The sequence below is a fragment of the Brevibacterium sp. CFH 10365 genome, from assembly GCF_009299785.1.
Taxonomy (GTDB): Bacteria; Actinomycetota; Actinomycetes; order Actinomycetales; family Brevibacteriaceae; genus Brevibacterium; species Brevibacterium limosum.
This window is the reverse complement of sequence record NZ_VIGO01000006.1, coordinates 70,735-93,498: the sequence shown is the minus strand read 5'-3', so window position 1 is coordinate 93,498 and position 22,764 is coordinate 70,735. Positions and strand designations below refer to the sequence as shown.

The 22,764-nt window shown below is 66.4% G+C and carries 20 protein-coding genes, 1 tRNA gene and 1 pseudogene; 13 read left to right on the top strand and 9 right to left on the bottom strand.

Features of this window, described 5'->3' with window-relative positions; translation table 11 throughout:
* Nucleotides 1–97 precede the first annotated feature (97 nt).
* Nucleotides 98–448 (top strand): hypothetical protein, encoded by a 351-nt coding sequence (locus tag FHG09_RS13205; protein WP_152348125.1) that lies wholly within the window; start codon nucleotides 98–100, stop codon nucleotides 446–448.
* Between the two features lie 113 nt (nucleotides 449–561).
* On the top strand, nucleotides 562–954 hold the full coding sequence (locus tag FHG09_RS13200; RefSeq protein WP_152348363.1) for a hypothetical protein: 393 nt from the start codon (nucleotides 562–564) through the stop codon (nucleotides 952–954).
* A 7-nt stretch (nucleotides 955–961) separates the two neighbouring features.
* Here FHG09_RS13200 and FHG09_RS13195 read toward each other — a convergent pair whose 3' ends face one another.
* The 3 genes from FHG09_RS13195 to FHG09_RS13185 all read right to left on the bottom strand — a co-directional run bounded on the left by FHG09_RS13195 (nucleotide 962) and on the right by FHG09_RS13185 (nucleotide 5,521).
* Nucleotides 962–2,716 carry a hypothetical protein gene (locus tag FHG09_RS13195; protein WP_227492756.1) on the bottom strand — a complete coding sequence of 585 codons (1,755 nt, stop codon included), beginning with the start codon at nucleotides 2,714–2,716 and terminating at the stop codon, nucleotides 962–964.
* A gap of 62 nt (nucleotides 2,717–2,778) precedes the next feature.
* Nucleotides 2,779–3,744 (bottom strand): tetratricopeptide repeat protein, encoded by a 966-nt coding sequence (locus FHG09_RS13190; RefSeq protein ID WP_152348362.1) that lies wholly within the window; start codon nucleotides 3,742–3,744, stop codon nucleotides 2,779–2,781.
* Between the two features lie 157 nt (nucleotides 3,745–3,901).
* Entirely contained in the window at nucleotides 3,902–5,521 is a 1,620-nt protein-coding gene (locus FHG09_RS13185) for a hypothetical protein (protein ID WP_152348123.1), read from the bottom strand.
* A 306-nt stretch (nucleotides 5,522–5,827) separates the two neighbouring features.
* Here FHG09_RS13185 and orn point away from each other — a divergent pair, with 306 nt between their 5' ends.
* Nucleotides 5,828–6,457 (top strand): oligoribonuclease, encoded by a 630-nt coding sequence (orn, locus tag FHG09_RS13180; RefSeq protein WP_413773152.1) that lies wholly within the window; start codon nucleotides 5,828–5,830, stop codon nucleotides 6,455–6,457.
* Nucleotides 6,458–6,469: 12 nt separating this feature from the next.
* On the opposite strand, the gene FHG09_RS13175 is transcribed toward orn, so the two are convergent.
* Nucleotides 6,470–7,390, bottom strand: a complete 921-nt coding sequence (locus FHG09_RS13175; RefSeq protein ID WP_152348121.1) for an SCO6745 family protein — start codon at nucleotides 7,388–7,390, stop codon at nucleotides 6,470–6,472.
* Between the two features lie 338 nt (nucleotides 7,391–7,728).
* Here FHG09_RS13175 and FHG09_RS13170 point away from each other — a divergent pair, with 338 nt between their 5' ends.
* The 8 genes from FHG09_RS13170 to FHG09_RS13140 all read left to right on the top strand — a co-directional run bounded on the left by FHG09_RS13170 (nucleotide 7,729) and on the right by FHG09_RS13140 (nucleotide 15,357).
* Entirely contained in the window at nucleotides 7,729–8,724 is a 996-nt protein-coding gene (locus tag FHG09_RS13170) for a (Fe-S)-binding protein (protein WP_152348361.1), read from the top strand.
* Nucleotides 8,721–10,244: a lactate utilization protein B gene (locus FHG09_RS13165; RefSeq protein WP_227492755.1), complete on the top strand. Its 1,524-nt coding sequence runs from the start codon at nucleotides 8,721–8,723 to the stop codon at nucleotides 10,242–10,244. The genes FHG09_RS13170 and FHG09_RS13165 overlap by 4 nt, the downstream gene beginning before the upstream one ends.
* Nucleotides 10,241–10,957 (top strand): LutC/YkgG family protein, encoded by a 717-nt coding sequence (locus tag FHG09_RS13160; RefSeq protein ID WP_152348120.1) that lies wholly within the window; start codon nucleotides 10,241–10,243, stop codon nucleotides 10,955–10,957. The genes FHG09_RS13165 and FHG09_RS13160 overlap by 4 nt, the downstream gene beginning before the upstream one ends.
* Before the next feature lie 73 nt (nucleotides 10,958–11,030).
* Entirely contained in the window at nucleotides 11,031–11,765 is a 735-nt protein-coding gene (locus FHG09_RS13155) for a DUF2993 domain-containing protein (RefSeq protein WP_152348119.1), read from the top strand.
* A gap of 75 nt (nucleotides 11,766–11,840) precedes the next feature.
* Entirely contained in the window at nucleotides 11,841–13,085 is a 1,245-nt protein-coding gene (locus FHG09_RS13150) for a M20 family metallo-hydrolase (protein WP_193627386.1), read from the top strand.
* Between the two features lie 157 nt (nucleotides 13,086–13,242).
* A complete protein-coding gene (locus FHG09_RS19845; RefSeq protein WP_193627385.1) occupies nucleotides 13,243–13,395 on the top strand; it encodes a hypothetical protein in 153 nt (50 codons plus the stop codon).
* A 155-nt stretch (nucleotides 13,396–13,550) separates the two neighbouring features.
* Entirely contained in the window at nucleotides 13,551–14,849 is a 1,299-nt protein-coding gene (gene nhaA, locus FHG09_RS13145) for a Na+/H+ antiporter NhaA (RefSeq protein WP_152348359.1), read from the top strand.
* A 139-nt stretch (nucleotides 14,850–14,988) separates the two neighbouring features.
* Nucleotides 14,989–15,357, top strand: a complete 369-nt coding sequence (locus tag FHG09_RS13140) for an antitoxin (RefSeq protein WP_152348117.1) — start codon at nucleotides 14,989–14,991, stop codon at nucleotides 15,355–15,357.
* Nucleotides 15,358–15,430: 73 nt separating this feature from the next.
* Here FHG09_RS13140 and FHG09_RS13135 read toward each other — a convergent pair whose 3' ends face one another.
* On the bottom strand, nucleotides 15,431–15,799 hold the full coding sequence (locus FHG09_RS13135; protein ID WP_152348116.1) for a hypothetical protein: 369 nt from the start codon (nucleotides 15,797–15,799) through the stop codon (nucleotides 15,431–15,433).
* Between the two features lie 154 nt (nucleotides 15,800–15,953).
* Between FHG09_RS13135 and FHG09_RS13130 the strand changes: the two genes are divergently transcribed.
* Both FHG09_RS13130 and FHG09_RS13125 read left to right on the top strand, forming a co-directional pair.
* Entirely contained in the window at nucleotides 15,954–17,285 is a 1,332-nt protein-coding gene (locus tag FHG09_RS13130; protein WP_152348115.1) for a glutaminase, read from the top strand.
* Nucleotides 17,286–17,393: 108 nt separating this feature from the next.
* Nucleotides 17,394–18,209 (top strand): siderophore-interacting protein, encoded by an 816-nt coding sequence (locus tag FHG09_RS13125; protein ID WP_152348114.1) that lies wholly within the window; start codon nucleotides 17,394–17,396, stop codon nucleotides 18,207–18,209.
* A gap of 58 nt (nucleotides 18,210–18,267) precedes the next feature.
* Here FHG09_RS13125 and FHG09_RS13120 read toward each other — a convergent pair whose 3' ends face one another.
* The 4 genes and pseudogenes from FHG09_RS13120 to FHG09_RS13105 form a co-directional block, all read right to left on the bottom strand.
* Nucleotides 18,268–20,439, bottom strand: a complete 2,172-nt coding sequence (locus FHG09_RS13120; protein ID WP_193627384.1) for a choice-of-anchor I family protein — start codon at nucleotides 20,437–20,439, stop codon at nucleotides 18,268–18,270.
* 136 nt (nucleotides 20,440–20,575) lie between these two features.
* A complete protein-coding gene (locus FHG09_RS13115) occupies nucleotides 20,576–21,499 on the bottom strand; it encodes a dihydrodipicolinate synthase family protein (protein ID WP_152348113.1) in 924 nt (307 codons plus the stop codon).
* Between the two features lie 45 nt (nucleotides 21,500–21,544).
* A pseudogene (locus FHG09_RS13110) lies at nucleotides 21,545–22,396 on the bottom strand (ribokinase).
* A 121-nt stretch (nucleotides 22,397–22,517) separates the two neighbouring features.
* Nucleotides 22,518–22,590 (bottom strand) — tRNA-His (locus FHG09_RS13105).
* Between the last annotated feature and the right edge of the window lie 174 nt (nucleotides 22,591–22,764).

The window sequence follows — 22,764 nt, the reverse complement described above, 5'->3', positions numbered from 1 at the left end:
TGAGCCGGGCTACGGCCAGGATCCGTGCGGCATCTCACCCGCGAAGCGGCGCATGCGGAGAAGTCGCCGGGCACTGATGCCGACTAAACTGGGTCGGGTGTTCACCGTTTTCACCATCGTCCTCTACGCCGTCACCGGCATCCTGACCCTGTGGTCGATCATCGAGACCGTCCGCAACCGTCCGGCCGGCAAGGCTCTGCTCGGCGGTGCCGCGCTGCTTCTGCTGCTGCTCATCGTGCAGCTGATCATCTCGATTGCGACCTTCGGCTCCACGCATGATGTCGACCCGCTGCTCTACTTCGGCTACATCATCACCGCGATCATGGTCATGGCGCTGGCCGGGTTCTGGGCGTTTGCGGAACTGAGCCGCTGGGGACCCGGAGTGCTGGCCGCAGCAGGACTGACGGTGATCGTGATGATCGAGAGATTGGACCAGATTTGGCAGTGACCAGACGCAACCGGTTCGGCGGGGGCTCCGCCGACGATGCGAACTCAGCGGACAGGAAAGACTCCACGGCCGCCTCGGCGAGGGGAAAGACGGGACGGTCCCCGTACTCGGCGATGCATACGGGACCGGGACGGGCGCTGACTGCGGTGTACGGGGTCTTCGCGCTCTCGGCCACGGCACGGGCGGGCTACCAGCTCATCCGCGAATTCGACGTCGCGCCGATCGCGTACTCACTGTCCGCAATGGCCGCGGTGATCTACATCCTCGCCACGGTCTGCCTGGTCATCGGCAACCGCGTCTCGCACCGGATCGCCGTCGCCGCCTGCGCGATCGAGTTCGTCGGCGTCATCGTCGTCGGCATCCTCAGCCATACCCATCCCGAGGACTTCGCGAAGCCGTCGGTGTGGTCGAACTTCGGCAGCGGCTACGGCTATATCCCGCTGCTCCTGCCGCTCATCGGCCTGTGGTGGCTGCTGCGCGTCGGCCGTCGCGCCCACCGCAGCTGAGCCCGCCTCACTCCACCTTGGAGGACAGGACGTTCCAGTCGGTGGCGACGGCAGTGAGTTCGTCACCGGTCTTCATCAGCACATAGGGGTGTGCGGTGTCGACCTTGATGGTGTCGCCCTCTTTGTCGTTCGTCTTCACTGCTTCGACGGTGTCGCCGAGGTCGAGCGCGTAGTCGGACGGCGCCTTGATGGTCAGCGTGCAGCGCACTTCGCCCATCCCGATCGCGCCCTTCTCGGTGCTTAAGCTCATGTCCTCGAACTTGAGGTCCTCATAGGGTCTGCAGTCGACGTCGACCTTGTCGAAGCCCGAGTCCTTGTCCCGCAGGTCGCCCACGTAGTCGCGGAATCCCTTGAATCCGCCCTCCTTGAGTCCCTCGGGCCCCCCGGACTTCGCCTTGCCGTCGACGAGGAACGATGAGACGTCACCGGACGCGGTGGTCATGTCGTCGCTGAATTCCTCGGGCCCCTTCTCCACGGCTCCGCGGTCGTCGGCCATGAGGGTCGGCATCTGGTCGGTGGGGATATAGGACGCGGAGCGCACGAGCGGATCGGTCGATGCCGATTCCCGCGTCACCAGCATCACCTGGGTCAGCGGTTCGTCCCCGTCCGTGGACTTCTTGTCCGCGGTGCCGAAGGCGTAGAACCACATCGGGTACTCCGTGAAGCTCGGGCTGCCGGCGACGACCTCGGTGAAGTTCGGTGCGCGCAGCTTCTGCTTCGCCTTGTCCGCGATCTGGATCTGTGCACGGGTGTGGTCGATGAGCGGTGCCGCCTGGATCTTGTCGAGGTCGCTGCCCTTGTCGCCGAGTGTCTTGTCCAGAGATTCCGTGTAGTTCGTCATGAACTTCCCGGCCTGACCGGGGCGCACCGCCGTGCGTTCGTACGGGGTGGTGTCCGGGCTGCTGGGTTTGGCGATCGGCATGTTCGCGCAGCCGCTGAGTACGAGTCCGGTGCCCATCACGGCCGCCGTCACCGTCCGCAGGGAGCGACGGTGCCGCAGATCCCGTCGCCGAGGCGGCACTTGGCCGCTCGTGCCCGGCTGCACCGTCGAGATCGGCTGAGTCGCCGGACCCGGCTCGTCCTCGCCCGCAGGCTCGTCGGCCGGTCCCCGGCCGGAGCCGCCGCTGTCAGGACCACTGCCGCCGTCGTCCGGTCCGTGGCCGCCGTCGTCGTCCGGGCCCGGCTGACCGGAGTCCTTCTTCGGCGGGCGGATGCGTGAGCCCCACCAGCGCATGAAGAAGAACACGGAGAACCCGGCGAGGATGACGGCGCCGGCAATGCCGAGCAGGCTGAGTGCGAACACGCCCTTGACGCGCATCTTGAGGCTCACCGTCGTTCCGTCGAGACTGTCATCGGAGTTCGCTGGGGCGATGACGAGCATCTGCGGTTCGGCATCGAGGTCGAAAGTCTTCGCGACCGTTGTGCCCGTGTCCTGGCTGATCCACCAGTCGCGGTCGGTGATACCGGCCTCCGGCTTCGCATCACCGGGAGTGAACCGGTGGGAGGCCGAATTCGGGAACGACACATCACTGATCTGCTCCTGCGCCACCCCGTCGAGGTAGCTGTCGGCGTCGACCCCGCTGGCGGTGCCGACGAACAGCTCCGTGCCCTTCGAGTTCTTCGCCGTCACGGTCACGCTCGAACCCGAATAGGGCACGATCGCTTCGTCGAGGACGACGGCATAGGCGTCGTCCCTGACTTCGAAGGCAGGCGTCTCGGTGATCTCGTCGGTGCCGACGACCGAGAGCGCAGAGATGACCAATCCGGCGAGCGTGAGTGCCGCGACGCCGAAGAGGATGGCGGTGATGAGTCGGATTCGCTGGATCAGAACAGTGCCCTCATGAGTGCGGTCCGTGCCTTGGTCACGGCTGGGTCGTCGGCGCCGAGGACCTCGAAGAGTTCGAGGACCCGCAGGCGCAGGGATTCCTTCTCATCGCCGGCGGAGGTGCGGATGAGAGAGATGAGTCGGTTGAAGGCGCTGCCGGCATTGCCGCCGACGACTTCGGCATCGGCGGCCGCCTTCGCGGCTTCGACGTCTTTCGGGTTCGCATCTGCGGCGGCGATGAGGTCGGCCGGCTCGTGGTCGATGAGGCGGCGGCCAAGCCCCGCCCGGGCGAGGCCGAACTTCGCCTCTTCGTCGGCCGGGGAGTTCGCCAGCGCGGCCTTGAACAGGCTCTCGGCGGTATCGAAGTCGCCCTTGGCGAGCGCTTCTTCGGCCTCGGGGTGAGCGGGGCCGGCCGGTTCGGGTTCGGTTCCGCCGGTGACCGCGTAACCGGTCACTCCGTTCTCGCCGGCGAGTTTGAGCAGCTCATCGAAGTAGGCCTGGACCTGCGGTTCGGGCAGGGCGCTCTGGAACAGCGGCACGGGCTGACCCTTGATGAGGGCGACGACCGTGGGAATCGACTGGACGCCGAAGGCCTGCTGCAGGCGCGGGTTCGCATCGACGTCGACCTTGGCCAGCACCAGGCGGTCCCCGTAGGAGGTGACGACGCGTTCGAGGATCGGCGACAGCTGTTTGCAGGGTTCGCACCATTCGGCCCACAGGTCGATGACGACGGGCACCTGGTCGGAGATCGCGACGAGGCTGGTGAAGGTCGATTCATCGACGTCGAAGACCAGTCCCGGAACGGCAACTGCGTTCGGGTCCTGACCTGCAGGGCCGCCGGCGCTGCCGGCACCCGCCGCGGGGCCGCCGGCCGTCCCGCCCTGTTCGGCAGGCATGTTCTTGCTGCGCACTGCCGACAGGTCGAGTCCCTGATCGGGCTGCGTGTGCTCCTGCGAGGGATCCATTGACACGTGGTCTCCTTTGTGACGCGGTCGGTGGGCCCGGCGAGATCCGTCCCCCACCTGGTCCATGCTTATCCAACAGAACGTATCAACACCGGTGCACCTGCGGCTATTTCCTCAGCCGCCGGGAACCGAGTGCAGCGGTGCCGATTCTTCCACGTCAGCCGGCCTCGGCTCCGGCGAGGGTCTCGAGACCGCCGATGAGCTTGACCTTGCCGTCCTTGGGCACGAGGAAGGTGAGCACCTGAGTGGTCTTCGTCGTCACCGGCTCCTGAGTCGACCCGGAACCGATGAGTTCCTTCTGCGGCGACGACAGGGACAGGGTGCCGGTGCGTCCGTCCTTCGATTCGGGGCTGATCGTCGACTCGGCGTCGATGACTCCGGTGACGATGGCGGCGTCACCGGCGGTGCCCTGGGCGACGAGCTCCTTGCCCGGGGTGTACTTGTACTTCACCTCGGCCTTGCCGGATTCGGCGCTGGCCTTCTGCTCCTTCTGGTTCTTCCAGATGGACTTGGAGAAGTCATCGGACTCGAACTTCTTCGCTTCCTTCGAGTCCTGACCGCTGCCGAGGGCCTTCGCGTAGTCGGCGACGGCCTTCTCCGGGGTGGTGACGAAGTCCTTGGCTCCCGGTTCGAGCATCTTCGCGCCCTGACGGGAGTCGGGCAGCTCGGGCAGCTTCGTGCCGCCCGTCAGCTGGGTCTGCGACCAGAGCTTGTAGTCGCTGCGCGGATCCTCCTGGGTCAGCACGAGCAGCTGCGATTTCCCTCCGGCGGAGGTGATCATGCTGGTCACGCGCGGCCACGAATCAGTGGCCGAGGTGAAGTTGGCGACGATCTCTTCGCTGGCCACGGCCGGCGCCATCTTCTGATCCTCGACGTCTTCCTTCACCTTGTACAGGTCCTCGCGCTGTTTGAGTGCGGGACCGGCAGCACGCTCGGCCAGCGCCTTCTCATCGGTCTTCTTGTCCGCTGCCTTGACGTCGTCGGCCACGGAGTCGAGGATCCGCTTGGCCTGGTCGTCGGTGATTCCCGCGGCCGCTGAGCTCGGAGCCTCGGAGGGTTCGGGCTTCGGCAGCTCCTCGGGTCCGCAGGCGCTCAGTGCCAGCACAGGGACGACGGCGAAGGCGGTGCCGTATTCGGCGAGCTTGCGGCGGCGCTCCTGGCGCGCCTTGCGTCGGTCCGCTTCCTTCTTCGACCGGTTGGCGCCGAGGAAGAGGAGCACGACGCCGATGATGAAGACGACTCCGCCGATGATCATCAGCGGGATCGCCCATGGGGTCTCGGCATGGTTGGGCCAGGTGAGGGTCACGGATTCGACCTGTCCGGCTTCGCCGTCGCCGGCGATGAGGAAGCCGGTGCGGTTGGCGTCGTCGTTCCACTCCAGTTCCACCGAATCGGTGCCGGTGACCTGCGCCTGCCACAGATCGCCGCCGGACGGATCGGGCACCTTACCCTCACCGTCGGTGCCCTTGGTCGTGAGCTCGCCGCCCTCGGCGAGGCCGGTGACGCGATCATAGGCGGACTGTCCGGCCCAGGCTTCGACGTTCTCGATCGGAGCTTGGGCGATCGTGAGGTCACCGCTGCCCTTGACCGTCATGGTCGCAGGGGTTTCGTACAGGTTGAGCATTCCGGGGTCGACGATGACTGCCGGTTTGTCGGCGTCGATCTGCGCAGTGGCAGTGATCGTATCCTCCGGCGCCCACAGGGTCTTCTGCAGGATGCCGAGGCCACCGACGATGACACCCACCACCATGAGAATCACAGCGATTGTGTAGCGCACGTGCGAACCTTCCCTCAGCCGAGCAAAATGGCACCCCTGGTTCGGGGACACTTCAAGTTTAAGTCACATCCCGGACATCGCCTTTGTGCGCACGCTCAGTGTGTGTCGACGTTCACACGCCCGCTCCCCGAACCTCACCGAGGCGGTCGTCCGATATCCGCGCACACCCCCTCGCCTGCCCTCGCCGAGGCGGTCGTGACCCGGCCGCGAATGGGCGCAGCGTCCACTCCGGAATGTCCTGATCGCCTTTCCCTGCCCTAAGCTGGGCGGGTGAGCAACAACAGAATTGTGTGGATCGACTGCGAAATGACCGGCCTCGACGAGGTGCGGGACGAACTCATCGAGGTGGCTGCGATCGTCACCGACTTCGAGCTCAACCCCCTCGACGACGGAATCGACATCGTCATCAGGCCCTCGGCGGATGCATTGGCGAACATGAACGAGTTCGTCACGAATATGCACACCACCTCGGGCCTGATCACCGAACTCGACGCGGGCACCACCGTCGCCGAGGCGCAGACCCAGGTCCTCGAATACGTGAAGAAGCATGTCCCGGAGTCGGGCAAGGCTCCGCTGGGCGGGAACTCCGTCGGCACCGACAAGGTGTTCCTCACCAAGCAGATGCCCGAACTCGTCGAGCACCTCCATTACCGGATCATCGACGTCTCATCGATCAAGGAACTGGCCAAGCAGTGGTTCCCCCGCGCGTACTTCCAGGCCCCGGCCAAGCACGGCGGGCACCGCGCACTCGGCGACATCATCGACTCGATCATCGAGCTCCGGTACTACCGCAGGGCCGTGTTCTCCGCCGAGGGTCCGAGCTCCGATGAGGCGAAGTCGATTGCCGCCGAGGTGGCCGAGAACTTCTCGGGCCGTGCTCAGTCGGATGAGGCTGAGTCGGATGAGGCTGAGTCGGCTCAGACCGACGGAGGCTGAACAACGCTCTTCTCAGCCGGCCTTCTTCTCGGGGCGGGCGAAGACGGTGGCAGGAAACGCCCCGGACTGGGCGATGACCTTGGTGAGGGTGCGGCTCGGCGACAGCAGCGATTCGATCGTCTCGTCATCGAGCACCGACCACGCGGCCGCGACCGTGCCGTCGGTGAGGACTTCGACCTGTTCCTTCAGGTCGCGTCCCGCCTCGGTGATGACCGGCAGGTCGAATCCGCGGTCGTCCTTGTCCACGGTGATCAGCCCCGCCTCGGCGAGCCTGGTCTGCGCGGTCTGCCATTCCTCGTCGGTGTAGCCGCGGGTCTTCTGCGCCGCTCGCGGTCGGAACCCGGCGCCGGTTGCGACATCGAGCATGAGGGCGTCGATTCCGGGCACGCCGGCGGTGACGAGTGAGGCGACATGGCCGTCGCCGCGGAATTCGCGGGCCACGGTCGCCACGTCCCACAGCTTCTCGAATGCGGTGTTCGCCTCGTGGCCGCCGATGACATCCGCGGTGGCCGCGGCAAGGGTGCGTCCGGAGAAGTCCATGGCGGCGAGCACGGGGGCCAGCGTCTCCGTCATCTGGGTGGCGGCCTCGGTGAGCAGGGCGATGTCGTCACGGTCGCCGAAGAGTTCGGCCATGTACGCGCTCACGGCGTCGAAGCGGGCGGTGACCATCTGCTCCGGGGTCACCGTCTCCCACAGGCGAGGCAGCATTTCGGCGACGAAGTTCGGGGAGTAGTTATAGTACGCGGCGGACACGACTCCGGGATTCACCCGGCCCAGCGGAGCCGAACGGGCGGCCATATTGCCTTCGACACCCGGTTCGAGTCCGTGCTGGGCATATTCGGCACCGACCGTCTGCGAGAAGTACATCGACGAGTGGAAGGAGTTGACGCGGGCCGAGACTGTTCTGATGTTCTGCGTGCGCTGGGAATCCATATCGTCATCCTATGGGCGGTCCCGTCCCAGGTAAATGGGCGTTCTCATGGGGGCTCCGACTCCGACAGTCATGGGTCGCCTCGGTAAGCGAGATCGGCGCAGTGAAGATTAGCGCAGTGACATAGGACCTAAATCGCTCTGCTCTCCCCCGAGGCGGCTGATCTTCCGCGTCGATCCGCCGATCGGCGCGCCCGTGCCTTCGTCCTCATTTGCAGGCCCGACCCCCGGTGCTACCGTCTGAGCAAGGAGTGACACGGACCGTCTGCGCCCTCGGCATCGTCCCGGTCGGCCAGCGATCCCGCCAACCGCATTTGCACAGCGTCCGGCTTGGAGGTCAGATGAGGATCGCACTGTTCGCCACCTGCATCGTCGATGCGATGTATCCCGAGGTTGCGCAGGCGACCGTGAGGATTCTGCGCCGACTCGGACACGAGGTGATCTTCCCCGAGGGCCAGTCCTGCTGCGGGCAGATGCACATCAACTCCGGCAAGTTCGCGCAGGCCGAACCGGTCATCGCCAACCATGTCCGCGCCTTCACGAGCACCGAATGGGATGTCGCCGTCGCCCCGTCCGCCTCCTGCGTGGCCTCACTCGGCCACCAGCAGCCGATGGTCGCGACGCGGATGGGCAATGATGCCCTGGCTTCCGAGGCCGCCGAGGTGGCCGACCGCACCTATGAGCTCACCCAGTTCCTCACCGACGTCGAAGGCGTCACGGATGCCGCAGCCGATCTCGGCTCGTACTTCCCGCACCGAGTGACCTTCCACCCCTCGTGCCACGGGATGCGGCTGCTGCGCCTCGGTGACCGACAGTCATCCCTGGTCAGCTCCGTCGAGGGCATCGATTTCGTCGAACTGCCGCTGGCCGATTCCTGCTGCGGTTTCGGAGGCACCTTCTCCGTGAAGAACCCGGAGACGTCGTCGGCGATGCTCGCCGACAAAGTCCGCACCGTCCAAGCCACAAAGGCCGATGTCTGCACCGGCGGTGACGCCTCCTGCCTGCTGCACATCGGAGGCGGAATGTCCCGCTTCGAACGCACCGGCCGCTTCGACGGCGCCCCGGACGTCACCGCCGTCCACGTCAAGGAGACGAGCACGACCGATGACCGGGGCCGGACGACGGAGACGCTGACGACCGTCGTCGGAGCCGTCGACGACGACCATCTCACCCCGGGCGATCAGGGCACCTCACCGGCCGAACCGAGCCGGTCCCAGTCCGGGTTCCGCGTCGGTCAGGCCGCGGTCCACCTCGCCCGGATCCTCGCCTCGACGAAGGAGGACCCGCTGCGGGTGCCGAGCGAAGGAGCAGAAGTGAGCGGAGGGAGCCTGCGATGACTTTTCTGGGAATGCCGCTGCTGCCGTCGAAGCGACGCAGCGATCTGCCCGGCGGGCAGGGCAATATCGTCGAAGCCGAAGACTTCCCGACCGTCGCCCATGAGCATCTGTCGAACCAGCAGCTGCGCAACAACATCGGCCATGCCACCTCGACGATCCGGTCGAAGCGCGCCGAGGTCGTCTCCGAACTCGACGACTGGGAGGGACTGCGCGATGCCGGTGAGGCCACGAAGAACGAGGTGATGGCGAACCTGCCCGAATACCTCGCACAGTTCGAAGAGGCGTTCACCGCCGCCGGCGGCATCATCCACTGGGCCCGGGACGCCGATGAGGCCAATGCCATCGTCACCGAACTCGTCGAAGACAATGCCCCGATCCTCGACAATGGCCGCCGCGAGGTCATCAAGGTCAAGTCGATGGCCACTCAGGAGATCGGCCTCAACGAACACCTCGAGGCCGAAGGCATCGACGCGTTCGAGACGGATCTGGCCGAACTCATCGTCCAGCTCGGCGATGACAAGCCCAGCCATATCCTCGTGCCCGCCATCCACCGCAACCGGGATGAGATCCGTGAGATCTTCATGGACAAGATGCCCGATGCCGGGGAGCTGACGAACGAACCGGCCGTCCTCGCCGAGGCGGCCCGCCGGCATCTGCGCCACAAATTCCTCACCACGAAGGTCGCGATCTCCGGAGCGAACTTCGGCATTGCCGAGACCGGCACCCTCGGTGTGGTGGAGTCCGAGGGCAACGGGCGCATGTGCCTGACCCTGCCGGAGACTCTCATCACCGTGATGGGGATTGAGAAGCTGCTGCCCCGCTTCGCCGATCTCGAGGTGTTCCTGCAGCTGCTGCCGCGGTCATCCACGGGTGAGCGGATGAATCCGTACACCTCGTTCTGGACGGGGAAGTCCGACGGCGACGGCCCGCAGAACGTCCACCTCGTCCTCCTCGACAACGGGCGCACCCGAGCGCTGGCCGACGAGCATGGCCGCACCGCGCTCAACTGCATCCGCTGCTCTGCGTGCATGAACGTGTGCCCCGTCTACGAACGCACCGGCGGTCACGCCTACGGCTCGACCTACCCGGGACCGATCGGGGCGATCCTCTCCCCGCTGCTCACCGGAGTCGAGGAGGAGGGCAATGGTTCGCTGCCCTATGCCTCGAGCCTGTGCGGAGCCTGCTACGACGTGTGCCCCGTGAAGATCAACATTCCGGAGATCCTCGTCCACCTGCGGAGCGAAGATGTCAAGGCCAACCACTCCCCCGTGTCCTCCCAGCTCGATGCCGCCCTCACCGGTGCGTCGTGGATGATGAGCGACGGCAAGCGGATGGCCGCGGCGGAGAAGGGACTGCCCTTCGCGCACAAGGTCACCGGCGGTGAGCAGATCAACGACCTGCCCGGAATCGCCGGCGCCTGGACGTCGAGCCGTGACATCCCGGCCCTGCCGGAGAAGAGCTTCCGAGCACTGTGGGCCGAAGAGGACGCTGATGGCCCCGACGAGGAGGGGCGACGATGACCGACACCGCTCGCGAGGAGATCCTCGCCCGCATCAGCGAGGCCCTCGGTCGCCGCGGCGGCGGGGAGTACGTGTCGTCGTCACCGACGACGGCGGCTTCGGGAGACGGCGGCACGGCACGCGCGGAGTCCGGTGGGGCCGCGAACGACACTGCCACGGCCGCCGACTCCGGTTACCACCATGAGGGGGCGCACACGGGTGAGGACCTCGTCGAGCTCCTCATCGACCGCCTCGTCGACTACAAGGCCAACGTCCACCGTGCCTCCGGCGATCCCGCGGAGACGATCGCCGAACTCATCGGCGACCATTCCTCGGTCGTCGTCCCCTGCGGTCTCGACGAGACCTGGCTGGACGGCTTCTCGGGGGACGTGCGGGTCGATGCCCCGGGTGAGGAGCTCAGCGTCGACGAACTCGATGCTCAGGGGGCGGTGGTGACGGCCTCGGCGGTGGCGATCGCACAGACCGGGACGATCGTCCTCGACGGATCCCCGACATGCGGGCGGCGGGCGATCACGCTGGTGCCCGACCATCATGTGTGCATCGTCCGGGTCGACGACATCGTCGACATCGTCCCCGAGGGGATCGCCCGCCTCGACGCGCATGCGCCTCTGACGTTCATCTCCGGGCCCTCGGCCACGAGCGATATCGAACTCAGCCGGGTCGAGGGAGTGCACGGTCCGCGCACCCTCGACGTCATCATCCTCGGCGGATGAGCGCAGCGCCGGATTCGCGTTCTGCCAGGGCGGCGAATGCGAACGGATCGGCGAGTGCGCAACAATGGTGCCCATGACCACGGCCCAGACTCTTCAATACCCGCAGCCGGATGAGCGGCCACGACGTCGCAGCCGCCGGACGACGATCATCGTCTCCGCGGTCGTCATCGTCCTCACGCTCATCATCGGGGTGATCGCGGCCGATCGCATCGTCGACTACACCACGGAGCAGCGCATCGCCGATGGACTCTCCGACTACGGCGAGGCCGAGGTCTCCGTCGAAGGCTTCCCCATCCTCACGCAGCTGGCCTCCGGGGAGCTCGACTCTGTGCATGTCACCGCCGCCGAGGCGAGCTACGAGGGTGTCGACTTCACCGATGTCGACGCGAAGCTCTATGACGTTCCGACCAGCGGGTCGAAGCCGATCGGCACCGTCGACGGCACTGCGGTGCTCCCCCACACGACTCTCGACGAGCTCGCCGCCGAGCATGCGGACCTGCCGGACGGGATGTCATTCACGACCGTCGACGGTGAGCTCTTCCTCAAGGGGTCCCTGCTCGGTCAGGATCTGCTCGTGGGCATCGATCCGAAGGCCGAAGGGCGCCGGGCCGTGGTCGACGCGACGACGATCAAGCTGGGCTCCGCGGAGTTCTCCCTCGACCGCCTGCCCGCGTTCCTGACCTCGGAGATCTCCGACATCGTCATCGATCTCGACTTCCTGCCTGCCGGTCTCGAACTCACCGACATCACCGCCACCGAGGCGGGGCTGCAGGTCCGTATCCACGGATCCGGGGTGAGCCTGGAATAAACTGGCACGGCCGACCCTGCGCAGCCGGCACGGCCGCGGAGACGCCCCGGCATCTGCCGAAGAGAGGACTCGATGATGAGCATGATCACTCCCGCACGCGAACGCGTCGCCTCCGAACTCACCGAACTGTCGACGCTGACCGACTCCGACCGTCCCGGCTGGACCAGGCGCGCTCTGAGCGAATTCGACGTCTCGGGCCGGGAATTCGCCCGCAGACTCATGCAGCAGGCCGGGATGGACACCCGCGTCGACGGTGCCGGCAACGTCATCGGGGTCCTGCCCGGCCGCCTCGGTGGTCGCCAGATCATGCTCGGATCCCACACCGACACCGTCGACGGCGGAGGGCGCTTCGACGGGATCGTCGGGGTGCTCGGCGCGATCGAAGTCGTGCGGCTCATCCGGGAGAACGGCATCCGTGTCGATCACGATCTGGTGGTCGTCGTGTTCTTCAACGAAGAGCCCAACGACTTCGGTCTCTTCTGCGTCGGCTCCCGCGCGATGACCGGCCAGGTCGACCGAGGCTTCTTGGCGCTGACGGATCCCACAGGTCGCAGCCTCGCCGAGGCGCTGCCGAACTCACGCATCGATCCCGAGGAATTCCTCACGGCCGCCTACGACTTCTCACCGGTGACCGCATTCCTCGAACTCCACATCGAGCAGGGACCCGAACTCGAACGGGCAGGACGGCAGATCGGCGTTGTCGAGACCATCACCGGAATCACCCATTTCCGAGCCCTCTTCACCGGTCGTCAGGATCACGCCGGCACCACGCCGATGGACGTCCGCGCCGATGCCGGCTGCGCCGCCGCCGGGACGGTGCTCGCAGTGGAGTCGATCGCCGAATCGGGCACGAGCACACGCGGCACCAGCGGACAGATCCGCTTCACTCCGGAAGCCGTCAACGTGGTCTCGCAGATCGCCGGCCTCGAAGGCGAGTTCCGCGGCCCCGACGGCTCCTGGCTCAACGAGGCCCAACGGCGTCTGACCGCGGCGGCAGGCACCGAAGCCGAGAAGCGCGGAGTCGAGGTGGAGGTCGAATGGACCACCGATGATGCGCCGGTCCCCCTGCACGAGCCGATCACCTCCACCATCACGGAGGTGGCCGACGAATTCGGACTCACGCGCGCCACGATGTTCTCCGGAGCCGGACACGATGCCGGGATCATCGCTGCGAAGACCCAGGTCGGCATGGTCTTCGTACCCTCGGTCGACGGACGCAGCCACTGCCCGGAGGAATTCACCGACTTCGCCGACATCATGCCGGGCATCTCGGTCCTGCTCGAGACTGTGCTGCGCATAGACAGGCGCGGTCGCGGCTGATCCCGGGGCGGGTAAGGCGATCGCGTTCTCGATCATCGTCGGGGTCGATCCTGGAGCCAAGGAGCCGCGAACATGATCTTCGGCCTCTTCGGCGGGTTGGGGCAGCTGCTCGGTGAAGTCCGGCAGCTTCCCGATCCGCTGAGGTAGACTGTCCGCAATGTCACAGTCAGCTCCGGATGCCGTCTTCCGCCCGAAGGTGTGGGTTCTCCCACACTCGGGCACCAACGGCTACATCACCTCCTGGGGCGAGATGCAGTCGGGCACACAGCCGTTCGGGCGCGGAGATCTTCCGCTCCGACCCCTGGTGTGATTCTCCGACAGATCTCATCGGCCGAGCCGGCGACGTCCGCTCGAGTCACGCACGTGCGCTCAGTTTCGACGAACTGAGCACTGTCTGCGCATCCATTCTTCGGGTCGAACTCTCTTCTCCTCCCTCCGACCACGAACGGGACCACTGTGACCACCATTGCTGCAACTGCCTCACGATCTGCCTCACCGAACACCCCGGGACAGCAACTGTTCCAGGCGCTCCGACGCGACACCGTCGGCGGCGCACTGCTCCTCCTCGCCGCCGCTGTCGCCCTGATCTGGGCGAACTCCCCAGCATCGGCCGAATACTTCGCGATCCGCGACATCGAACTCGGCTATGAGCCCTGGCATCTGCGTCTGAGCATCGGGCAATGGGCCGCCGACGGACTGCTCGCCGTCTTCTTCTTCCTCGTCGGCATCGAGCTCAAGGCCGAATTCACCCGCGGCGACCTGCGTCGGCTCCGCACCGCCGTCGTCCCGATCGCTGCGGCGGCCGGCGGAGTCCTCGTCCCAGCCCTCATCTGCGCGGCTTTCCTGCTCACCCGCCCCGAGCTGCTGCGCGGCTGGGCCATCCCCACCGCGACCGACATCGCCTTCGCCGTCGCCGTCCTCGCGATCGTCGGGTCCCACCTGCCGAAGGCGCTGCGCCTCTTCCTGCTGACCCTGGCCGCGGTCGACGACCTGCTGGCGATCACCATCATCGCGATCTTCTACACCGAGACCATCGCGGTCCTCCCCCTCGCAGCAGCGCTCGGCGTCGTCATCGTCTACGGGCTCATCGCGAGCCGCTTCCGTCGCTTCTTCGTCGACCGAGCCTGGGCCGCATGGGTCGTCCTGCTCCCCCTCGGACTCGCCGCCTGGGCGCTCATGCACGCCTCCGGTGTCCATGCGACCATCGCCGGAGTGCTGCTGGGCTTCACGATCCCCGCAGTGGTCGGCCGTGCTTCGAACCGCACGACCGATGCCGACCTCGGGCCCTCCAGCCAGGGTGGGGACGGGTCCGGAATCGACCTCGCCGAGGCGCTCGAGCACCGTATACGACCGCTGTCGGCCGGTTTCGCCGTCCCTGTCTTCGCCTTCTTCGCCGCCGGTGTCGACATCGGAGGGTCTCACGGTCTGGCCGCCGCGTTCACCCATCCCCTGACCTACGGGATCATGGCCGCACTGATCGTGGGCAAGCCTGTCGGCATCCTCGCCTCCACGTGGTTGGCCACCCGATTCACCGCAGGTTTGGATCCCAGCCTGCGCTGGGCCGACCTCACCGGCGTCGGGCTGCTCGCCGGCATCGGCTTCACCGTCTCGCTCCTCGTTGCCGAACTCAGCTTCACCGCCGGCTCCGTCGAGCACGATGTCGCGAAGGTCGCCGTTCTCAGCGCCTCGCTGCTCTCTGCCGCGATCGCCGCGTTCATCCTCACCCTTCGGAATGCCCACCACCGTCGCGAGTCTCAGGAGTGAAGGAGCTCGGTGACGAGCGGATCCGAATCGAGCGATTGCCAGTTCCGTCACAGACAGCCCCACTAGGATGCGAAGCGTCCCTGTCCATCCCCACGACCAGCATCGACAGAGCATTCGACCAAGTGAGAAGGACCGTGCCATGGCATTCGACAAATTCCTCGACAAGGCCAAGAACCTCGCCAATGATCCCAAGGTCAAGGACAAGCTCAATTCGGATAAGGCCGAACAGGTCACCGACTCGGTCCTCGACAAGGCCGCCGGTGTCGCCGACTCCCTGACCGGAGGCAAACACTCCGACAAGATCAAGAAGGCCCGGGATGCCGCCGACAACGCAATCGGCAACGACCGTGATCAGCCCGGCGGCACAGATCGCGGTGACGATGATCGCTGTGACGATGATCGCAGTGACGATGATCGCGGGAACGATATGCACAGTGACGATGTCCGCGAAGACGATCGTGGCGACAACGGCTTCGACGGCGACAATGGATCTGCCGGACACCGCTGAACACTGATCTGCTGCTTCAGCTGATCGAGCCCCTGTCGAATTCGGCAGGGGCTCGATCTCTGTTCGGCGGCGCTCAGGAATCGATGTCTGGTGCCGGCACGGATTTCGCATCGGCATCGATCGTGATCCGCACGGCGTCGATGACAGCGTAATCGTGCAGCAGGTCCTCGGCCGCCACCGTCCGGGTGTCTCCATTCTTCTCTCCGCACGGCTCGCCGCGCGGAGAGAAGACCTCACAGTCGACGGCAGTGATCGGTGCCGCGGACTCGATGACAAGGTCTCCGCGGTCCAAGGGACGGAAATACACGACTGCGCCGGTCCCCTCATCCCGGTGCACGGTCGCTGCCGGCACGGCGGCACCGGTGATCTCGTAATCGAGAACTCCACGGTGGGCTCCCGGTTCCAGTCTGTCCGTGGAGGATCCGAGATCGACGGAATGCATCTGTGACTCGATGGTCGCCTCGGCGAGGGTCGAATCGATGCTTCCTCGTGGATTCGAAGAGTGCGCCCGCAGGTACGGCGGCAGAGTGTGTGAGAATGGCAGTCTGCGTCAAGCCGCGCTGTGCCGACCGACCCCGACTTCAGCAGGAGGTGCCATGCGATCGCCCATCCCGGATTTCCTCGATGAGACGCTCGACCGTTTCCGACCGGATCGGTCCGGGGAGAATGCGGACTACATCCCGGATCTCGCCACAGCGGATCCGGAGAAGCTCGCGATCTGCATCTCCACTCTCGACGGCGTCGAATACACCTCCGGCGATGCCGATCATGAGTTCTCGATCCAGTCGATGTCCAAGCCCTTCATCTACGGCCTCGCCCTCGAACAGGAAGGCCTGTCCGGAGTCCTCGAGAAGGTCGGCGTCGAACCCAGCGGTGAGAAGTTCAACGAGCTCTCCCTGGACAAGAAGTCGGGCCGCCCGCTCAACCCGATGATCAACGCCGGGGCCATGACGATCCACTCCGTCCTCGGCGATCCCGGTGCAGGACTGGCCGAACGCACGGAGATCGTGCGCGCCGGTCTCTCCCGCTTCGCCGGCCGAGAGCTGACGATCGACGAATCGGTGGCCGACGGCGAATGGCGTGAAGCCTACCGCAATGTCGCCATTGCGAACATGCTCCGGTCCTACGACATCTTCTACGACGACCCCGACGAGGTGGTCCGCGGCTATATCGAACAGTGCGCGGTCACCGTCACCGTCAAGGACCTCGCCATCATGGCCTCGACCCTGGCCGGCGGCGGCGTCAACCCGCTGACCGGTGAACAGGTGCTCTCTGCCCGGGTCAATCGGCAGGTGCTCGCAGTCATGATGACGTGCGGCATGTACGACGCGGCAGGCGACTGGATGACAGAGATCGGGATCCCCGCCAAGAGCGGCGTCTCCGGCGGTGTCTTCGGCGTCATGCCCGGTCAGGTCGGCATCGCCACGTTCTCACCGCGCTTGGACAGGCACGGCACGAGCGTCCGCGGAGCGAAGATCTTCCAGGACCTGTCCAACCGTCTGAGCCTGCACATCATGGATGCGCCGGAACCGGCCCGCTCGATCATCCGCCGCGACCGTCGCTTCGTCGACGCGGAGGGCAAGATGGTCCGCATCTGCAGCCTGCAGGGACTCATCCAGTGGAGCGGTTCGGAGAACGTCCTGCGCGCCATGGACGAGCCCGGCGCCAGCACGAACACGTTCGTCCTCGACCTGCGCCGCGTCAACGAGATCAACTCCGTGGCCCGGAGCATGCTCACCGAGGCGCTGTCGCGCATGGAAGACGACGGGATCCGCGTGGTGCTGCTCGACCCCGAGGACATGATGCAGTGCAAGGGACCGAACTCCGCTCTGCCGGGCGTGCAGATCCTCGATTCGCTCAGATCGGTCAAGGGACTCAAACGCATCCGCGACGATCGTCGCCGGGAGATGGCCGACCGTCTGAGTTGACGGACGTCGGCGTCGACCATGGTTTGATAAGGTGAACCTAACCCCTGCGCCGGGGCGGCTCGGCCGACCGTGAGCTCTCAGGGGCACCCCGTCTGAGAAAGGCCGCCTGTGACGACCGCACCCAACACACCCGAGCGCACCGCACGACCCGCCCGCCAGCAGGCGATCCTCACCGTCCTGGAGACGACCGAGGTCAGCCCGCATCTGGTGCGGATCCGCCTCGGCGGCGACACGTTCGACAACATCGCCTCGAACGATGCGACCGACAAGTACGTCAAACTCCTCTTCGCCGATCCGGCTCATGAGCTCGTTCCGCCCTATGACCTGACGGAGCTGCGTGAGCAGTCCCCCGAGAAGCTGCCGAGCCGCCGCACCTACACGGTGCGTGAGATCGACCTGGATGAGAAGTGGCTGACCATCGACTTCGTCATCCACGACGATGACGGGATCGCCGGCCCCTGGGCGAAGAATGCGCAGCCCGGAGACACGCTCGTCCTCTCCGGTGCCGGAGGCAAGTACGCCCCTGCCGACGCCGACTGGCACCTGCTCATCGCCGACCACTCCGCGATCCCCGCCGTGAGCTCCGCCCTCGAAGCCATGCCGGCCGGGGCCGCCGGTGTCGTCCTGGCCTGTGTCACCGATGAGGCCGATCGCGTTCTGCCCGAGGTGCCCGCAGGCATCGAGGTGAAATGGGTGGACTCGGACGATGAGCTCATCGCCGCAGTCGAGGATCTTGAGTGGCATTCGGGCACTCCGCAGGTCTTCGCCCACGGCGAGCGCGAGACGATCAAGGCGATCCGCAGGATTCTCAAGGACCGCGAAGTGCCTCGCGAGTCACTGTCGATCTCGGCCTACTGGGCCCGCGGCCGCGCCGAGGACCAGTTCCAGGCCGAGAAGCGCGAACCCATCGGCCAGATCGACTGAGTCGCAGCGCCGCCGCTGAGCAGGGCCTCAGGTGCTGAGGTGGGCGGTCGGCGCGAAGTCAGCTCCGACGACGTGTGAGGACGAAGGCCGCGACACCGAGGGCGTTGAGTCCGAGAGCGATACCGCCGAGGATGAGGTACTGACCGAGATCGGCCCCGGTGCGCGGCAGCGGATCGCCGTCGGCAGCGTTCGAGCCTTCGGATCCGTCAGCACTCGAGCCCGCGTCGGCGCCTGCGTTCGAGCCGGCTGACGAATCGCTGCCGGCGCCGGTGTCCAAGTCGCTGCCGGCGCCCGTGTCCGAGTCGCTGCCGGCGCCCGCCCCGTCAGCGCCTGAGTCGGAATCGCTGCCGGTCGCATCGGCCCGATCCTCACTGCCACCAGCGTTCTCATCGGCCTCGGCATCCTCGCCCCCACCGGCATTCTCATCGGCGCCGGCATCCTGGTTCGCTCCGGCGTCCTCGTCAGCACCGCCGGCCTCGGCCTCGCCGTTCTCGTCGCCGTCGTCCCCGCCGTCTGCGAGGTCGGCCACCGAATAGAGGCTCGTGGTACCCGAGACCTCATTGCCGACGACGAGGGCTGCCTCGCCCGAAGGCGACTCATCTGCGCTGAGGAACGTAATGCCCTCCGGCCCGAGGTCACCGGCGCTCGAGAGCAGCGCAGCAGGGTCCGAGGCGTCCTCGATCTCGTCCTCGACGGAGACCGAGAAGTCTCTGTTGTTGAAGTAGGTCGCGAATTTCGGGGCGCCGGGGTCGCTGAGGTCGAAGGCCGCGATTCCGCCGATGCGTTCGAAGCCGACGAACGCGAAGGTCGTCTCCCCCACTTCGCCGATGGTCAGCGCTTCGGGCTCGGGGCCCTTGTCATCGCTGCGGCCTTCGAGGTTCGACTCGGAATGGTTGGAGTTGAAGAACTCGGGCACAGCCTCGGCGGTCAGCTGTTCGAACTCGTCCCCGGAATCGGCGACGAGCTTCCCGTCGGTCGTCCACACGGAGAACGAGCGGGCGCCGAAGGCCACGAGCTCCTCATAGCAGTCACCGGCCTCATTCAGACCCAGATCGGTGACGATGTTCAGCCGCCCCAGATCCTCATCGCCGAGTCTGTCGGCCAGCGGCGAGGTCTCACACACCGGTGCGAGCCCGTCCTCGCCCAGGTCCTTGACCCTGGCCGCATCGACGAAGTCGCCCCATTCGCGGGAGTCGCCTTCGTTCGCGGTCACGAGGTAGTCGGTGCCGCCGGAGGTGAACGTCGAGATCGTGTCGGGCATGTACGCGCCCTTGAGCCCCTCGTGTTCCGTGATGTTCACGGTTGGGGCGTCCTCGGGATCCCGGTCGGAGGCGTCGAGCCCGTTGCCGACCTGCCCGTGGTCCTTGAGCCCCAGCGGGAGGATGTCCTCCACCTGCGCCTCGGCGATGTCGACGACCGCGATCGCGTTCGCCTCCTGCAGGGTGGCGTAGGCCCTGTCGCCGGCGACGGTGATGTATTCGGGTTCGAGATTGCGCGAGATCGGCAGGTCCTCTTCGGGCGTGGGACCGAAGACCCGCACATCCTCGGGCAGCGTCTTCGCACCGCCGTCCTCGAACTCGTGGAAGTCTGCGGTGTGCACATCCGTCTCCGACGGCGCGGCCACCTCGGTGGGCAGGTCGATGACGGACACCGACCCCTCGGGATCGGTCGAGAAGTCGTCGGCCGGTTCGCCCTCGTTCGCCACCAGGGCGTGGGTGCCGTCGGGGGTGACGGTGACCATGTCGGGCAGGGAGCCGACGGAAACCTCGCCGAGGATGTCCGCCTCGGGGTCATTCGCGTCGAAGAACATCGCGGTTCCGGGCTTCGTCTTGTCCTCGTCCTCGAGGGCGATGACACCGAGGCCGTCGTCGCGGATGGAGATCGAGTTCGCCACCCCGGTACCGGTGATCTCGGAGATCTTCTTCGGGCCCGCAGGATCCGAGGCGTCGATGACGTCGACGGTGGCGGCCTGCGCATTGACGGTGAAGACGGTGTCGCCGTGGACGGCGGTGATCTCGGCGGCGGATTCGTCGAACTGCCCGGTCTCGTGAGAACCGAGGAAGCCCATCTCGATCTGTGCGTCCGAGGCCGATGAGCTGATGGGTTCGTCCACCTCGGCGGCATGCGAGGCGGCAGCGTCGGTCGTCGTGCCGCCGACGGTCAGGCCTGCGGCCAACAGGAGGGAGGCCGCCGAGGCGGTGAGCGTCTTCGCGGACAGTGGGATCGTCATCGGTTCTCCGGGGGTCGAATCGGCCGAGCGGGCCGACTGAACCCGCAGCCCCCTATTCATAGGCACCCGGAATGGACCGGTTCCGAACCGCAGGTGGACGAAAGGTGAACTCGTTCACCCGGCACCGGAGTGCAGGTCAGGCCAGGTCGAGGCTCTCGGCCACCTCGGCGACCTTGCGCTTCGCCGCCTCGTCGAGATCACGGACCGGCAGGGGCAGACTTGCCGGCCCGACGAGACCGAGGTGCTCGGCGATGGCGGCACTCACGCGCAGGCTTCCGCCGAACTCGGTGAACAGATCCCACAGCGGCTGCAGCTCGGCCGAGAGTTCACGGGCCAGCTGCGCATTGCCGAGTTCTGCGGCCCGGGTGATCTCGAGCAGCGGCTCGGGTATTGTGCCGCCGACGGCCGTGTACCAGGCATCGCAGCCGGCGATAAGGCCCTCTGCGCCATGGGCGTCGCCGGAGATGCCGATCGTCACCTCGGTGCCGATGGCTGCGCGGATCTCACCGATGCGCTCATCCCATCCGCCGGGTGAGGCCGGGGACCCGGGAATCTTGATCGAGGCCACTCCCTCGAGTGCGGCCACACGTGAGTAGAGCTCGGTGGTGAACGTGAAGTGTGTGGTGCCGGGGTTGTCGTAGACGACGACGGGCAGGTCGGTGGACTCGGTGACCGTGCGGAAGAGGCCGAACACCTCGTCGTCGGTCAGCGGCTGATAGCTCACAGGGGCCAGCAGCAGTCCCTGGGCTCCGGCGGCCTCAGCGGAGGCGACGTTGGCCAGTACGTCTCGTGTCCGCAGCGCCCCGACTCCGATGAGGACGGGGATGTCGAGAGCGGATTCGACAGTCAGCTGCGCCACGCGTGCCCGCTCGTCGGTGTCGAGGTAAGCGTAGGAACCGGTCGATCCCAGCGCCGTGATCGAGTCGACGCCGGCCAGGACGAGGCGTTCGATGAGACCGACGAAGGCATCCTCGTCGAGGGTATCGCCTGTCAGCGGGGTGAGCGGGAAGGCACTCAGTCCGGTGAACAGGGTCGGGTCGTACGCGGGGGCATTCGTCAATGTTCCTCCTCCTCGGATGGCGGCAGTCGATGGGTCCGCCGATGTTCAGTCTGCCAGGTCAGCGGACAGGTAGGTCTCAAGCGGATCGAACTCCGGTTGGGCCGAGGCGACCTCCACGGTCGCCGCGCCTACGGCGTTGGCCGCCCGCAGTGCGCGTTCCGGCTCGAGTCCGCTGGTCAGACCGATGGTCAGGGCAGAGCAGTAGGCGTCTCCGGCACCGACGGTGCTCAAGGGGTTCGCCCGCACCGCCTAGGCGAAGGCGATCTGCTCACCGTTCTTCAGCAGCGCCGACCCCTCCGCCCCATAGGTGACGGCCACGAGCTTCGCGGTCTTCAGCTGCGGCAGCTGGGAGTATTCGTACTCGTTGACGATGATGAGATCGGCGCGGTCGACCACCTCGGCGGGCAGAGGAAGGGCGGGAGCCGCGTTGACGGCGAGGAACCCGGGCACGCGGGCGGCGAGCTCGGCAATGAGGTCGAGGGAGATCTCGAGCTGAGTGAGCACGGCCTCGGCGGCGCCGAATTCGATTCCGGCGAGGCTGACCTCGGCATTCGCACCTTCGCACACGGCGATCTGATTCTCTCCGGCGGCGTCGACCATGATGAGCGCGGTCCCGGTCTCGGCGGTCGCCTCGGCGATGTCATCGACCCGGACTCCGGCGGTGCGGAGGGCATGGAGCATCGCCTGGCCGTCGGAGTCGCGACCGACCGCACCGATCATGCGGGTCCGCGCACCAAGGCGGGCGGCAGCGGCGGCCTGATTCGCGCCCTTTCCGCCGGGCGAACGGGTGAGCCGGCCGCCTCCCACGGTCTCACCGGCCATCGGGAGTCGGGAGGTGGTGGCGGTGATGTCGGCATTGATGCTGCCGACGACCGTCAGGGAGCAGTCGATGGTCATGGCCCCATTATCGACGATCGGGGTCGGAGCGAAGGCGACTATGGACGATCAGGTATGGCTGGTCGCGGGAATGGGAGAAGCCCCGCGATCCGTTTCTACAGATCACGGGGCTTCCGTTCGGGGTGAGTAACGGGACTTGAACCCGCGACATCCGCGACCACAACGCGGCGCTCTACCAGCTGAGCTATACCCACCACATGTGCTGCACCTCAGGTGCAGACAGCAAGATATATCCTAACCTCACCCGCTTCACCCGGGCAAACCAGAACCGCATCCCGGGCCCGATGAGACGCAGATCTCATTGCGTGCAACGATTCAGTAGAGATCTATAACGGTTTCGGAAAACTGGTAGGAGCGCTCCTCGTCAT